Raw genomic sequence first — 14,159 nt, forward strand, 5'->3', positions numbered from 1 at the left:
TCTATGTTGCTACTATGTATGTCGTCTTGGCTTGCTTATGCCAAAGAGTACAAGCTGATTTTAAAAGAGCATTTGTTTTATCCTGCTGAAATTAAAGTACCTGCCAATAAGAAGTTGCGGCTTTTGATCGAAAACCAAGATGACACCCCAGAAGAATTCGATAGTTTTGACTTAAACCGCGAAAAAGTGCTCTACCCAGGTCGCACGAGTGTCATTTATATCGGACCACTCAGCCCTGGGCGTTATGACTTTTTTGGTGAGTTTTCGCCTAATACGGCACGAGGAACTGTTGTGGCTACACAGGTGAAAGATGCTGATAACTAGTTTATTAATGACCATTAACCAGCTTCTGCCAGTGGTGATTTTAGCCGTGCTTTTGAGCTTGATTGTGCCTTTAAGCCAGCGCCAAGTGAGTATTTATGCCGTTATTGGTATCTTGATGAGTTTGGTATTTGTACAAACTGCTGCTTGGCTTAGCCAGTTATTTGACCATCGAGGCTTAGAGTTCATACAAATGCTGCTGTGTATCATAATTTTTGTCGCTGCATTAATTAGCTGTCAGCAACGAAGCATAGCGGCTGCGCTGGCCTTGATTGCAACCATGGCTTTGTATTTAAGCCATTACATGATTTATTTAGTCAGTTTTTGGCACAGTAAAGATACCGCTGAGCCATTAATACTGGGTACTTTTCTAGGTGTTGGAATTTGTATTAGCTTTGGTGTGTTACTGTTCTTTTTGCTTGAAAGTATTACCAAGCGTGCTGGCGTGCAGCCTTTGATTGTGTTGCTAGCCTTCAATGCAACAGCAAAGTTACTGGTACTTCTTGATTTAGCAAGTCAGGTCGACTTACTTGATGTGACCGCAAATTATTTAGATTGGCGTGGGTTTTTAGTTGAAAACTCTGAGCTTGGGCGAGTATTAAAAGCCTTAGTGGGCTACGAAGCCACGCCGAGTAAAACCGCGCTGTGGGTGTATGTCGTTGCTACACTCGCATTTATCATCATAGTTCGCGTTTTAAAAATTAAAAAGACCAAGGAGCCTGTATGCGGTTCTTAATAGTTAGTTTAAGTTGTTTGCTGTTAGCAAGTATCAGCCAAGTCGCACATGCAGATGGCATGGTGGTTGATAAAGTTTATCACCCTTATGTGCTTCCCTTTGAGCGTGAAGTTGAGTGGCGTTTAGTGTCTAGGCAAACTGATAACGGTAATGTGCTAGCGCAGCGCGCAGGCTTTGGTGGTGCAATTAACGATACTATGAGCTTAGAAGGTTATCTAGTAGGAGAACGCGATGACAATGGTGATTTTGGTTTAGCTTCTTACGAGGTTGAGCTTCGTTGGCAGCTAGTTGAGCAAGGCCGTTTATGGGCAGATTGGGGCGCATTATTTGAGCTTGAAAAACAGCACACTCTAGATGCATATGAAGCGACAAGTGGTTTCTTATGGGAAAAAGAGTTTGGTCGCACGAGTTTAACTCTTAATGCCTTTGTGGTTTATGAGTGGGGGGCTGATATTGAAAACGAGTGGGAAAGTGAATTTCGTGCCCAGTATCGTTATCGCTATCGCTCTGAGTTTCAACCATCTATTGAAATTTACGCAGGTGAAGACTTTTTTGGTGTTGGCCCAGGTTTTATAGGTTTGCACCGTTTTAGCCCCAAGCATCAATTAAAATGGGAAGCTGGTTTTATTAGTGAGCTGAGTCAGTCGGGCAAAGATCATAGCTTTCGTTTGGCGCTAGAGTTTGAGTTTTAATTATTCAAAAGTATCTGCAAGCCCTGTTTATGATGGCCTATGCAGCGTTCGATAGTGTTTGACTTATTCTAGTAACTCTATATAGTATGGCGCAGCTAGAAAGAAAGCGTGTAATTAAATCTTTATTTCGTTGTTGTATAAGTAATACTTGTAGTACCGTCCTGAAGTTTTTAAGTTCCATCTGATTTTTTGCTATACCCGCCCATTAAGGGCATTGTTTAATTTTTTATATCAGGAATATGACTATGTCTAACGTTGTTTCAGGTACAGTTAAGTGGTTTAACGAATCTAAAGGTTTTGGTTTCATCGAGCAAGAAAATGGCCCAGACGTGTTTGCACACTTCAGCGCTATCAAAAGCGAAGGTTTCAAAACTTTAGCTGAAGGCCAACGTGTAGAGTTCACTCTTTCACAAGGTCAAAAAGGCCCTCAAGCGGATAACATCACTCCGTTATAATTTTTACTTTTAGTAAAAATTAAGAAGAAGCAAGCTACGGCTTGCTTTTTTTATGCCTAAAAATTGACTGGTAGCATGAACATTTCTATAGTTAATTCAGTCGTCGTATTTGAGTATTTTAGCCATTTTTAGATATCTTGTATTAGCGTGTTTGTACATTACACCTGTTGTGTACGCCAAGCACAGTGTGACCATCTATACCGAGCAGTTTCCCCCTTATAACTTCTCTAATAAAGGCTACTTGGAAGGAATTAACCTTCGATTTGTAAGAGCAATGTGTGTGGATGCAGATATTGAATGTCGATTCGTCTTATTACCGTGGTCTAGAGCATATCACTTAGCGCAAGAGGAGCCGATGGCAGGGTTGGTGTCTACAGCACGTATCCCAGATAGAGAGCCTTTATTTAATTGGGTTGGACCTATGGCTTCATCCCGTAATTATTTTTACCGCTTAAAATCGAATCCCCAAGTTAATCCGCGAGATTTATCTGAGGTGAAAGATTACACTCTAGGTGTGGTTAGAGACAGTATTTATGAGCAGTTTGTAGAAAATATTGGTTTTGAAAATGAGCAGAATTTACTTAAATTTAGCCATTATTATGAATGCATTAACTTATTCTTTAAGGGAAAGCTCGACCTTATTATCGGCTCAGAATTATCCTTCCATTATCAACTCATGCAATACGGTTATGCGGGTCAAGAAGTTGTAAAGTTAATAGAACTCCCCCTTAACGATACGACGGGTAACTTTTTAGCGTTGAATAAAAATATGCCTAAAGAGATTGTTGAGCAATTTCAAAACAGCTATCAAAAGCTAATGAAACAAGGTAAGTTAGACAAGTTAATAAATGAGTACTTGGTCAGTCAGCACTAATTATATTCAGTTTGCATCATCACTTTTCGATAAGTCTGGCTCTTTGCTACATCTAAAAAAGCGTCTTTCAGTGCTTTAATGTAATTTGGATCTGTATTCTTATTTGCTGCAAGGTAGCCATTCATAACTAAGAAGTCGATAGTATGAGCAAAGGTGAAGTTGTGTTCGTCTTGTGCTAATTGGTCTGCCATTGCCGCTATGTAGTTTTTATCATCGACAATAAGGTCTACTTTGCCTGATATGAGCAATTGATAAGAGCGGGTTATATCTGAAGTGTATATCAGGGTATAGCCTCGTTCAGAAAGCTGCTTTGCTGAAAGGTCATCACGTTGAACTGCAACTTTATACTGCTTAGCTTGTTCGCTTGCTGTTATATTAATATCAGCGCGTTGTGTAAGCTTTACAAAGCCCATGCGGTAAGTCGCTACTGCTCCAATCCATTCGAATTTACTTTCTCGTTCAGGTGTTTTTGCCATGCTATAAATAAGCGTATTTGGCTTTTTTAGTGCCATGCTATAAGCGCGTGCCCACGGATACAGTTCAATGTTGGCTGTTAAATTAGCTTTGGCAAATATAGCCTTAACAAGCTGTGTACTGTCGCCTGCAACTTGGTTGTTAATTAGCGTTTGGTTGGGAGGAGAAAGTTCGGTCACGACTGTTAATGTCGGTTCACTATGAGCAGGCCAACTTATACATAATAAGGCGAATAAAAATAGAGAATATTTCATTTATGTACTTAAAAAGACTTAGTAATTAAATCTTAGCACATAAAACGATAAAAGGGCCTTGCGGCCCTTGGTGAAGTATCGTTCAAGTCAGATAGACCTTTAACCCCTTAAAGTCCTATCCTATTGTTTTGCAACTACGGCTCATCTCATTAAGTTTCTAAGCTAGCGAGAGGAAAAAACCTGCAATTGCTGCACTCATGAGGTTAGCCATAGATCCTGCTAACACTGCTCTGAGCCCTAAGCGTGCGATATCCTTTCGCCGACTAGGCGCCATACCGCCTAATCCACCTAGTAAAATTGCTATCGATGATAAGTTAGCAAACCCACATAACGCGAATGTGACAATCGCTTGTGTGTGCGCGCTTAACGTATCGCGATAATTAATAAAGTCGAGGTAAGCAACGAATTCGTTAACTACAACCTTCTGACCTATAAAACTGCCTGCGATTACTGCTTCGTCCCAAGGTACACCTAGTAACCATGCAACGGGTGCAAATACGTAACCTAAAATTTCTTGTAGCGTTAATGTTGGGTGATCAAACCAACCACCAATACCGCCTAATAACCCATTTAGAAGTGCAATAAGTGCTACGAAAGCAAGTAACATCGCACCTACATTCAGTGCTAGTTGCATACCGTTTGCGGCGCCTGATGCGGCTGCATCAATTACGTTAACCGGCTTTTCTTCTTGTACGTCTAAATCTGCTAAATCTTCTTTTGGAGTTTCGGTCTCTGGCACAATCATTTTTGCCATTAAGAAACCACCTGGTGCCGCCATAAAACTGGCTGCAATTAAGTATTTAAGCTCTACACCAATTGTTACGTAACCTGCCATAACAGAGCCTGCTACGGTAGCAAGGCCACCTACCATTACCGCAAACAGCTCTGACTTAGTCATGCTGGCGATAAATGGTTTAACAATCAATGGTGCTTCTGTTTGGCCAACGAAAATATTGGCGGTTGCAGAAAGCGATTCAGGGCGCGAGGTTTTCAATAGCTTTTGTAAGCCACCACCTAGAATCTTGATTATCCAATCCATCACCCCGATGTGATACAACACAGCAACGAGTGCGGAGAAGAACACGATAACGGGCAATACTTGAATCGCAAAAATAAACCCTAAAGTATCTTGCGATGCCAGTGAGCCAAATAAGAAGCTAATCCCGTCATTGGCATAACCAATAACCGATGAAACGCCTCGTGACATACTTGCCAGTACGTTTTTGCCCACTTCGAAGAACAAAACAAAGCCACCAATTAACACTTGAAGTAAAAAGGCGATGCCCACAGTTCTTAAATTAATTGCTTTACGGTTTGTCGAAGCCGCAAAAGCAATGCCTAGTAGCACAACAATGCCTACTAAGCTCATAAATGTTGTCATACTGACTATTTCCCGTTGTTATTGTTGCAGTAAATATTTTATTTTACTTTTAATTATATCAATGGCAACGCGATTCATACCGCCGCGTGTGACTACGAGATCAGCTTTGTGCTTTGATGGCTCAATAAACTGATAAAACATAGGTCGCACTGTCGCTTGATATTGATCAACAACGGACTGTAATGTTCTGCCACGCTGCTCCATATCTCGTTGCATACGGCGCATAAGGCAGATATCTAACGGTGTATCTATAAACACCTTAATATCAAATTCTTTACGAAGTGCCGGATCACTCAATAGCAAAATACCCTCAACGATAAGTACTTTTGCAGGTGCAACTCGGCGCGTTTCATCGCTACGGGTATGCATTGCATAGTCATAAGTTGGTACGTCTACTGATTTTCCAGCGCGTAATTGAAGTAAGTGCTCATGCAAAAGCTCATGCTCGAAAGCATCAGGGTGGTCGTAATTGGTTTGCGTTCGATGGTCAAACGGCAAATGCGACTGGTCTTTGTAATAAGCATCTTCTTCGATCACTGCGATCGCGCCCGGTTCAAGCTCATTGACTAATTCGTTATAAATTGTCTTGCTAAAAAGAGACTTGCCCGACGCAGATGCGCCAGCAATAGCTATAATTGTTCGTGTCACTAAAGTTCTCGCCCACACAGAAGGAAACATTGTTAGGTAGATCACAATAGCAAAAAAGACACGATTAATCTCTTTTGCTTCGCTCAGAGGTGCAAATTTATAATGTTTCTGTTTTATGAAACAGGACTTATGTCCTGTACCAAAAATTCGAAGAGCATATAAAGTATTCACATATTGATAACGAGGTACCCATGGCAAGAGCACTCATCTTAATGGCAGATAGCCTAGGAATTGGCGCAGCACCTGACGCAGAGAAGTTTGGTGACGTAGGCGCTAATACTTTCGCTCATTTACTCAAAGCCTATGCTGAAGAAACCGGTGAGCACTTATCGCTACCTAATCTTACCCGTTTAGGTTTGGCCGATGCATGCGAAGCCGCAGGTAAAGAACCGTGTTTAGTCAGTGACCGCCAAGCGCCTATTGGCGCATGGGGTTACGCTAAAGAGTTATCAAGTGGTAAAGACACGCCTTCAGGACACTGGGAAATGGCCGGTGTACCTGTGTTATTTGATTGGGGTTACTTCCCAAATACACAGCCGTGTTTTCCGCAAGAATTTGTTGACGAGCTAATTGCTCGTGCAGAGATTCCTGGCATTTTAGGTAACTGCTATGCCTCAGGAACAACCATCTTAGAGCAACTAGGTGAAGAACACATGCAAACCGGTATGCCGATTTGCTACACCTCAGTTGATAGCGTGTTTCAAATAGCCGCGCACGAAGAATCATTTGGACTGGAGAAACTTTATCAGGTTTGCGAAATCGCACGGGCGCTGCTTGATGAAATGAACATAGGAAGAGTGATTGCGCGGCCATTTTTGGGTTCGAGCCGTGACGATTTTGCCCGTACAGGTAATCGTCGTGACTATTCGGTGTTGCCACCGTCGCCAACCTTGCTTGATAAATTATCGCAAGACGGCGGTGAAGTGATCAGTATTGGTAAAATTGCCGATATCTATGCGCACCAAGGCATCACCCAAAAACACAAAGCGCCAGGGCTAATGAACTTGCTTGAGAAAACCTCAGAAGTGATTGCAAGCGCACCTGAGCATAGTTTGATTTTTACAAACTTAGTTGATTTTGATGAAAAGTACGGTCATCGCCGTAATGCAGTTGGCTATGCTAAAGCATTAAAAGAGTTTGATGATTACCTACCGACCATCTTAAATCAGCTAAATAGTGATGATGTGTTAATTATCACGGCCGATCACGGATGTGATCCAACAGCAGCAGGCACTGACCATACACGTGAATACGTGCCAGTACTTGCATACCAACCGGGAATGACAAGCACCCCGCTTGGAGAACGAGCTAGTTTTGCAGACATAGGTCAAACCCTTGCCCAGTGGTTTAATCTTCCTGCACTTGAATACGGTGATAGTTTTAACGACAAGCTATTAGCGAACAAAAAAGGAAACCAATAATGAGTACTCCTCATATCAGCGCCAATGTAGGCGAATTTGCAGAAACGGTATTAATGCCGGGTGATCCGCTTCGCGCTCAATACATTGCTGAAAACTTTTTAGATGACGCAAAACAAGTGACAGGCGTTCGTAATATGTATGGTTTTACCGGTACCTACAAAGGTAAACCAGTTAGTATTATGGGCTCTGGGATGGGTATTCCATCAATGTCAATTTATGCCCGTGAATTGATCGTTAGTTACGGCGTTAAAAATCTAATTCGTATTGGTACCTGTGGCGGTATTGGTAGCGATATCAAAATCCGTGACGTTATCTTTGCACAAGGTGCAAGCACAGATTCAAACGTAAACCGTGCGCGTGTACGTGGTTACGACTTTGCCGCAATTGCTGATTTTGGTTTACTACTAAACGGCGTAAACGCAGCAAAAGAATTAGGCATTGAAGCGAAAGTAGGTAATGTATTTACAACAGATACATTCTACCAAGCAGATAACACATTCTATCAAGAATTAGACAAGCTAGGCGTACTTGCTGTTGATATGGAAACAGCTGGCATGTACGGCGTAGCCGCTGAATACGGCGCAAAAGCGATGGCACTATTTACTGTAAGTGACCACGTAATCACTGGTGAAGCGACACCAAGTGAAGAGCGTCAAAGCACCTTTAACGAAATGGTTAAAATTGCTTTAGAATCAATTTAAACAAGTTCCTTGGTAACGTATTCACTGAAATTTGGAGACACGCCCAAAGTGAAGTGAGACTAACCTCAAAGCCGCATTTATGCGGCTTTTTTTATAGCTAACTTATTTACCTCGCGTAAAATCCTCTTCGCATCTCGCAACTGTCCCTTAAAACTTGAAAATTCAACCAACTGTTGCCACTTTTAATAGAGGAACAACAACTGAGGATGTGTATGTCTAATTGGGTTGAAGCTAAGGTAAAAGACGTTAAATGGTGGACCGACTCACTATTTAGCTTAATCGTTAATGCCGATGTCGAACCATTCACGGCAGGGCAGTTTACAAAGCTTGCAATGCAAGTCGGTGATAAACGGGTAGCACGTGCCTATTCTTATGTGAATGCGCCAAATAACCCAGATCTTGAGTTTTATCTTATCAACGTTAAAGACGGTCAACTTTCTCAGCAGCTGGCACAATTAAAGCCAGGTGACTCTGTGACTATTGAGCGCCGCGCCACAGGTTTTTTTACCCTTGATGAAGTGCCAAGCAGTGAGCAGCTTTATATGCTGAGTACAGGTACGGCACTAGGGCCTTTTATTTCAATATTAGAGCAAGGCGAAGTATGGCAAAAGTTTGAGCATGTTCATCTTGTGCATGGGGTGCGCCTTAATGAAGATTTGAGCTACCAAGATCGCATTAAAGCACTACTACAGCAGCAGCCAAACTTGCATTATTCTCCTGTAGTCAGCCGAGAGTCAGTCACAATGGGGTTTAATGGTCGGATCACAGATGTAATTAAAGACCACCGTTTGTTTGATGTTACAGGTCATCCTGCTGTGCCTGATACTACACAATTTATGATTTGTGGTAATCCAGAAATGGTGAAAGATACAACAGCTATTTTGCTAGAGCTTGGCTTTAGCCGCAATAGGCGTCGTGATCCTGGTCATATAACTGTTGAGCAATATTGGTAAAAAGCTATGCCTAATAGCTAGAATTTGCTACTTTAGCGCCTCAAATGAGCATGGTCTGTTTAGGAAAACTATGAAACCGTTACTTTTTGCAATAAGTCTATTTATTTCATGGCAATTGGCTGCCTCAGAGTTAAGCACTGAACAAAAGCAAGCTCAGCCAGCTTCAGTAAACGAACCTGAAAAGAAAGACGTCGATAGCCTTGAATTTATTGAACAGAAGTCAGCGACTCAGCAAGTACCGAGCTCAGCCCAAGCTAAAAAACCGGTGGCTGAGGTTGATGACAGTAAGGTATTAGGTTCACAAAACCCTGCACCTGCAGAACAGCCTAAGACCGCAGAGGAAAAACAAGAGGCTGTAAATGAGGCTGAACAAGCTGTTGCTAAAGCTAAAAAAGCACTTACTGAGAAACAGCAAGAAAAGGCGCGTCAGTCACGAGAGGCAACAGCGGTTATAGAACAAGTTATTGCCGCTTATAACGCCCGTAATATTGATGCTTTTATTAAAATGTATGACGAAAATGTTGAGTTTTATACGTTTCCTAATGAGCTTATGTTCACAGGAAAAGAGAAGCTTATAGCTCGCTACGGCATCATGTTTAAAAAATTAAAGTGTATTAAATCATCGCCAATTAAACGTATTGTGCATGGCAATATAGTGATTGATCATGAGTTATCAGAAACCTGTTCAGAAGACCCGAATGTGGTTGATAAGCGGGCTGAATTTGTAACAAGTTACCAAATCGAAAACGGTAAAATAACCAAAGTGTTATTCTTCCGTTAGAAAAAAGAGCAGCTCAGCTGCTCTTTTTTTTGGGTAGATGAAAGTTACTCGATTCGTGGTAGCAGCGATTTCACATCGCGTTCTAGCACCTAGAACCAAGCGCCAGCACCTAAATCCTAGCACCTAATGACGCGGGATAAACCTGCGGCTACATGTAGGCGTGAAACTTGTTTCATGCTTTTTTGCTATCAACCTTCATTTATTTCGGGAATTACACCTTTTAAACGAGTGATATCTTCATCACTAACGTCTGCAAAGTGTTTAAAGTGAATCGGCCAATCTTTGCAATATTCTTCTATCTCTTTAATGATATTTTTTGCTGCTGAAGTTGCTAATCCAAACCGTTTTGCCTGAGATAAAAAATTGCTTTTACTTGCATAACGCCCATCATCGCCAAAGCCAAGACCATGTTGTTTTGAGTTGTTGATTGGAGTGATGTCATAGGCTGGACTTAATCGCCAATTTTTTTGTGAAAATGAATATAGGAATGCATGATTGCGAGTGTGATCATCTGTATTACCAATATACGCATTGAACACCATTCGCTTAAACAGCTCTTCAGCATCGCCTGCATTTTGTATTGTTTGATGCCTAATGAATTCAGCTAATTGACCATATGAGTAGTTACTTGAAAGGTCACTCATAGCAATTTTGGGTTTTTGAAGTAAGCTATTTGCACTTAAAAAGTGGTGTGTTGGTAAACCATTGCATACATCAAATCGCTCAACAAGTAGCACATCACCGGTATGTGTTTCATGAATGAAGGTAGGAGCAGTATTAATGCCAAGCTGTTCTGCCATTTTCATTGCAGCATGCTCGGCTCTGACTAAATTGAATAAATCATCTTGGCGATTGAATTTTGCTAAGTAGAGTTTGTTGTCAATTTGTATAGAGGTCTTTGGTCTAGCTCCCCCCATGCTTTGGCCAAACTCAAATGCTTTCTTAGCTTCTTCTGAAATTGTTTTATTCGCCAGCAAGTCATCTTTAGCTTGGTTTAGTAAGGCTAAATCAGACAAGGTGTTTTTGTTAGTTTTATGTTTTGAGGCACTTCGAGAGAGACTAAAAACAAGAGCTCCTACACCATACCCAGAGCCTGCTAGTAAAAACTCTAGCTCGTTTTTAGGTTTTGTATTATGAAGCGAAAGAATTAACTTGCGGCCCCATGAGTTAGCTCCTGCATCACTCAATACGCCAAACACTCCTTTATTAGCGGTGTAACTAAAAATCCCTGACTTTAATGGAAGATGTATTGGGTCTAGAGCAAAGGCATCGCTTCGGGCTAAATAACTCTTACCATAGTTGAACTCACCGCGACCCGATTGATTATCTAATTTAAAGTAACCACAGATAATGGGTTTTTCTTCTAAACCATCTATAAATACATAGCACTCAGAAGTCATCATTAATTTCCTGTGGTGAATTTCGTTTACGTTGGCGAGCATTGTATCCACCTACGTCGGCTGCTAATTCATTTATTTCGTCAAGAAGCGCTCCTTGTAAGTTAAGTACAACCAGTGCTTCAAAAAGAATATCACTTTTCACGACATCACCTTGTTCTAACTTTTGTACAGTCGAACGTGATACCCCAATCATTTTCGCAAATGTACTTTGCGTATAATGAAGAGTTCGGTGCTGGCGAATCAAATCTCCCAGTTTTTGTGCCATTTTTACAGCCTGCTCAGAACGCATATTGATTACTTTATAAGTCATTAGGTGTTTAATGATTAGTTTAGCGGTATTTGTTTTTTTTACAAGAGAGGGAGACAAAGTTAGCGAGTTATAAGGGGAAAATTATTAGATTCGTGGTAGCAGCGATTTCATATCGCGTTCTAGCACCTACGGCTTAAAGCTCCTTTACGTTGGGTCTCGCTCCGCTCGACCCAACGTATCCTTCGCGCGTCTTGGCTAAGCCGTTTCGTTTACCAACGAATTGAAGCTTTCATTATCATGTAAGCTTGCAAAGGCACTTTCATGTAATAATTCATTGCGAAGATTTGGTGAATATTCCAAAGACATACGAATATCAGCAATCGCATCTGCATGTTTGTGTAATAAAGCATACGCACAGGCTCGTTGCCAATACGCATAACCATAGTCACTATCTATTTCAAGTGCTTGATTACATAACTCGATTGCTTCGCCTGTTTCGTTTATCTCAAGTAGCGCATCTGCTTTGTAGGCAATAGCTTCAACATCTTCTGGTTTACGTTTTAAAATTTCATCGAATATTTCAATCTTATTCGCAACATCACTTTCTAAATTAGCTCGCATCCATAAAGAGTGCACTTCGTTTGTGATTGAGATCTTTTGCTGATTGAGCAGAATCTCTTCAGAACGTTCACGTAGCTTCTCTTCTAATACTTTAAGACGTTCTTCATATTCTTTAGTGATCGCACTCACGCGTGTATTTACGATGTCTTCTACTTTATTTTTCACATCGCGTAATGAATTCCAGCCTACTAAAACCAAGATCGATGCAGTAATCGTGATAATGAAGAAGACATTATTTATCGTGTCCGTTGTATAAGTTAAAGCACGATCAGCAGTATCTAATTGAGTGTGAGCGACTTGTTTTGTTACATCTTCGCGTAACTTTTGTTGATCTTGGCGCACAGCTTTAAGCTCATCAAGAATATAGCGCTCTAAGAGCGGTTTATACATAGGCTCTTGTAGCTTATCGAGAGCTTGCTGTTGCTCGGCTTCTGTCAGCGCAGGGCGGTTTTCTGTTTCGTTTTGAGCACTAGCAAGGGTTGAAAGGCTCATTAATAGGGTAATTAATAGTAAGATATAACGCATAGCTTATTCATTTATAGTGAATTCTAGGCTAACTGTAACATGCGTGAGCACTGTGGACTAGGCAAAAAAAACCAGCTCGTAGGGTGAGCTGGTTAAACTGCATAAACAACATAAAGTTGTAAGGGGTATCAACAGGAGTTAGGTGTAATATAGCTATTTGTATCTGAACAACTACTTAATACTAAAAGAGTTTCTAAAAATTTATTTTCAATATGCTAGATCAGTTTTGTTCGTCTAGACTTAAAGGGTCTTACAACTAAAAGGTGAGAGTGATGCGCCAACAACTAGTCCAACTACTCTATGGAGTATCAATATCTTCAGATCTTGATAGTGGTAACGTTGAATTAGCTGAACGTTTAATTTTAAATGCAGTGTTAGACGGTCTAGAAATAGGCAGAGCGGGTATTTGGTTACTGAATGAAGAAAATACGGCTATCGAATGTCGCCTTTTACTTGATAGAGAAAATGGCAAAGAAATTCAAATGCTAGTGCTTCCAAGAGACGCCTACCCTGATTACTTTAAAGCCCTTGATACGCAACGGACTATTACCGCTGTTAATGCTCACACCGACCCTGCGACTTACGAATTTAGTGAAAGTTACCTCACCCCTTTAAACATAGGTGCCATGCTTGATGCGCCAATACGCTACAAAGGAAAAATGATAGGGATATTTTGCTGTGAACATATAGGGGGAGAACGAGAGTGGACTGAAGATGAATGTTCATTTATTGGCGCATTAGCAGATCTGTATGGGCGTGCGCTGTCGGCACAGGAGAATGAGCGAATAAATGCAGAGTTAGAAAGGGCTAACCAACATTTAGAGCACCGTGTGGCAGAGCGAACCCGCACTCTTGAAAAAACGCTAAATGAGCTTACAGAAATGCAAGAAAAGCTTATTGAGTCTGAAAAAATGGCTTCTTTGGGTAACTTAGTTGCAGGTATTGCTCATGAGGTAAATACACCGATTGGTATTGCTGTTACAGCAAATAGTTCAGCAAAAGATAAACTTACTGAGCTTGATAAACTCATAAGTGCCAATACGTTAACCAAGCACGCGTTGCTAGAAGGAATGAATCATTTAAATGAATGCATAAAAATTTCATTTACTAACTTAGAGCGTGCCGCAAAACTGATCAGCGATTTCAAGCAAACTGCGGTTGATCAATCTTCGTTAAATTTATTAGAAACTCAAATTAAAGCCTACCTCGAGAATATCGTTCACAGTTTAGTGCCTCTAACACGCAGCCATAATGTTACTGTTAATATTGACTGTGCAGATGACCTTACACTAATAACTGTTCCAGGAGCACTCAGTCAAATCATTTTAAATTTAGTGAATAATAGTTGTGTACACGGTTTTATTGGGAAAGAACACAATGTGATTGATATTAGCGTTCACCTAGATGATGAAAAGGGAATATACACACTTTGCTATAAAGATAATGGCTGTGGAATGACTGATGAGGTGATGCATAAAGTATTTGAACCATTTTTTACCACTAAGCGTGGCACAGGTGGAAGCGGTTTGGGAATGTCGATAGTGTATAACCTTGCAACCCAAGCCTTGCAAGGCGAAATTAACGTCGCTAGTCAGCCTAATCAAGGTGTCTCAGTCACCTTAAAACTGCCTATTAATATAGCTTAATAAACAAAATTTAAGCTAAATGCAGG

The 14,159-nt window shown here is 40.9% G+C and carries 16 protein-coding genes; 10 read left to right on the forward strand and 6 right to left on the reverse strand.

Features of this window, described 5'->3' with window-relative positions:
• The first annotated feature begins 3 nt into the window (after nt 1–3).
• The 5 genes from LY624_RS19695 (at nt 4) to LY624_RS19715 (ending at nt 3,078) form a co-directional block, all read left to right on the forward strand.
• On the forward strand, nt 4–324 hold the full coding sequence (locus LY624_RS19695) for a cupredoxin domain-containing protein (protein WP_130152429.1): 321 nt from the start codon (nt 4–6) through the stop codon (nt 322–324).
• Nucleotides 311–1,057 carry an iron transporter gene (locus LY624_RS19700; RefSeq protein ID WP_341804456.1) on the forward strand — a complete coding sequence of 249 codons (747 nt, stop codon included), beginning with the start codon at nt 311–313 and terminating at the stop codon, nt 1,055–1,057. Before LY624_RS19695 ends, LY624_RS19700 begins: the two co-directional genes overlap by 14 nt.
• The gene (locus LY624_RS19705) at nt 1,045–1,749 is read left to right on the forward strand and encodes a hypothetical protein (RefSeq protein ID WP_341804457.1); all 705 of its coding nucleotides are present in this window, start codon (nt 1,045–1,047) and stop codon (nt 1,747–1,749) included. The genes LY624_RS19700 and LY624_RS19705 overlap by 13 nt, the downstream gene beginning before the upstream one ends.
• Nucleotides 1,750–1,994: 245 nt before the next feature.
• On the forward strand, nt 1,995–2,204 hold the full coding sequence (locus tag LY624_RS19710) for a cold-shock protein (protein WP_130151984.1): 210 nt from the start codon (nt 1,995–1,997) through the stop codon (nt 2,202–2,204).
• 109 nt (nt 2,205–2,313) lie between these two features.
• On the forward strand, nt 2,314–3,078 hold the full coding sequence (locus LY624_RS19715) for a substrate-binding periplasmic protein (RefSeq protein ID WP_237119296.1): 765 nt from the start codon (nt 2,314–2,316) through the stop codon (nt 3,076–3,078).
• On the opposite strand, the gene LY624_RS19720 is transcribed toward LY624_RS19715, so the two are convergent.
• The 3 genes from LY624_RS19720 to udk all read right to left on the reverse strand — a co-directional run bounded on the left by LY624_RS19720 (nt 3,075) and on the right by udk (nt 5,835).
• On the reverse strand, nt 3,075–3,806 hold the full coding sequence (locus LY624_RS19720; RefSeq protein WP_341804458.1) for a substrate-binding periplasmic protein: 732 nt from the start codon (nt 3,804–3,806) through the stop codon (nt 3,075–3,077). The two genes, LY624_RS19715 and LY624_RS19720, sit on opposite strands and share 4 nt — an antisense overlap.
• Before the next feature lie 157 nt (nt 3,807–3,963).
• Nucleotides 3,964–5,187, reverse strand: coding sequence for a NupC/NupG family nucleoside CNT transporter (locus LY624_RS19725; protein WP_054553401.1), 1,224 nt, complete (start codon nt 5,185–5,187; stop codon nt 3,964–3,966).
• Between the two features lie 18 nt (nt 5,188–5,205).
• Entirely contained in the window at nt 5,206–5,835 is a 630-nt protein-coding gene (udk, locus tag LY624_RS19730; protein ID WP_054553619.1) for a uridine kinase, read from the reverse strand.
• Between the two features lie 191 nt (nt 5,836–6,026).
• Between udk and LY624_RS19735 the strand changes: the two genes are divergently transcribed.
• From LY624_RS19735 to LY624_RS19750, 4 genes are all read left to right on the forward strand, one after another.
• Nucleotides 6,027–7,256 carry a phosphopentomutase gene (locus LY624_RS19735; protein ID WP_341804459.1) on the forward strand — a complete coding sequence of 410 codons (1,230 nt, stop codon included), beginning with the start codon at nt 6,027–6,029 and terminating at the stop codon, nt 7,254–7,256.
• Nucleotides 7,256–7,957 (forward strand): purine-nucleoside phosphorylase, encoded by a 702-nt coding sequence (deoD, locus tag LY624_RS19740; RefSeq protein WP_036972525.1) that lies wholly within the window; start codon nt 7,256–7,258, stop codon nt 7,955–7,957. The genes LY624_RS19735 and deoD overlap by 1 nt, the downstream gene beginning before the upstream one ends.
• 212 nt (nt 7,958–8,169) lie before the next feature.
• The gene (locus LY624_RS19745; RefSeq protein WP_130151980.1) at nt 8,170–8,910 is read left to right on the forward strand and encodes a ferredoxin--NADP reductase; all 741 of its coding nucleotides are present in this window, start codon (nt 8,170–8,172) and stop codon (nt 8,908–8,910) included.
• 70 nt (nt 8,911–8,980) lie between these two features.
• Nucleotides 8,981–9,691, forward strand: coding sequence for a nuclear transport factor 2 family protein (locus LY624_RS19750; protein ID WP_130151979.1), 711 nt, complete (start codon nt 8,981–8,983; stop codon nt 9,689–9,691).
• Nucleotides 9,692–9,879: 188 nt separating this feature from the next.
• On the opposite strand, the gene LY624_RS19755 is transcribed toward LY624_RS19750, so the two are convergent.
• From LY624_RS19755 to LY624_RS19765, 3 genes are all read right to left on the reverse strand, one after another.
• Nucleotides 9,880–11,091 carry a type II toxin-antitoxin system HipA family toxin gene (locus LY624_RS19755; RefSeq protein ID WP_130152428.1) on the reverse strand — a complete coding sequence of 404 codons (1,212 nt, stop codon included), beginning with the start codon at nt 11,089–11,091 and terminating at the stop codon, nt 9,880–9,882.
• Entirely contained in the window at nt 11,081–11,380 is a 300-nt protein-coding gene (locus tag LY624_RS19760; RefSeq protein ID WP_130151978.1) for a helix-turn-helix transcriptional regulator, read from the reverse strand. Before LY624_RS19760 ends, LY624_RS19755 begins: the two co-directional genes overlap by 11 nt.
• Nucleotides 11,381–11,596: 216 nt before the next feature.
• A complete protein-coding gene (locus LY624_RS19765) occupies nt 11,597–12,487 on the reverse strand; it encodes a tetratricopeptide repeat protein (protein ID WP_130151977.1) in 891 nt (296 codons plus the stop codon).
• Nucleotides 12,488–12,759: 272 nt separating this feature from the next.
• On the opposite strand from LY624_RS19765, the gene LY624_RS19770 reads away from it, so the two are divergent.
• Entirely contained in the window at nt 12,760–14,133 is a 1,374-nt protein-coding gene (locus LY624_RS19770) for a GAF domain-containing sensor histidine kinase (protein ID WP_130151976.1), read from the forward strand.
• Nucleotides 14,134–14,159 lie beyond the last annotated feature (26 nt).

The organism is Pseudoalteromonas sp. N1230-9 (genome assembly GCF_032716425.1).
GTDB lineage: Bacteria > Pseudomonadota > Gammaproteobacteria > Enterobacterales > Alteromonadaceae > Pseudoalteromonas.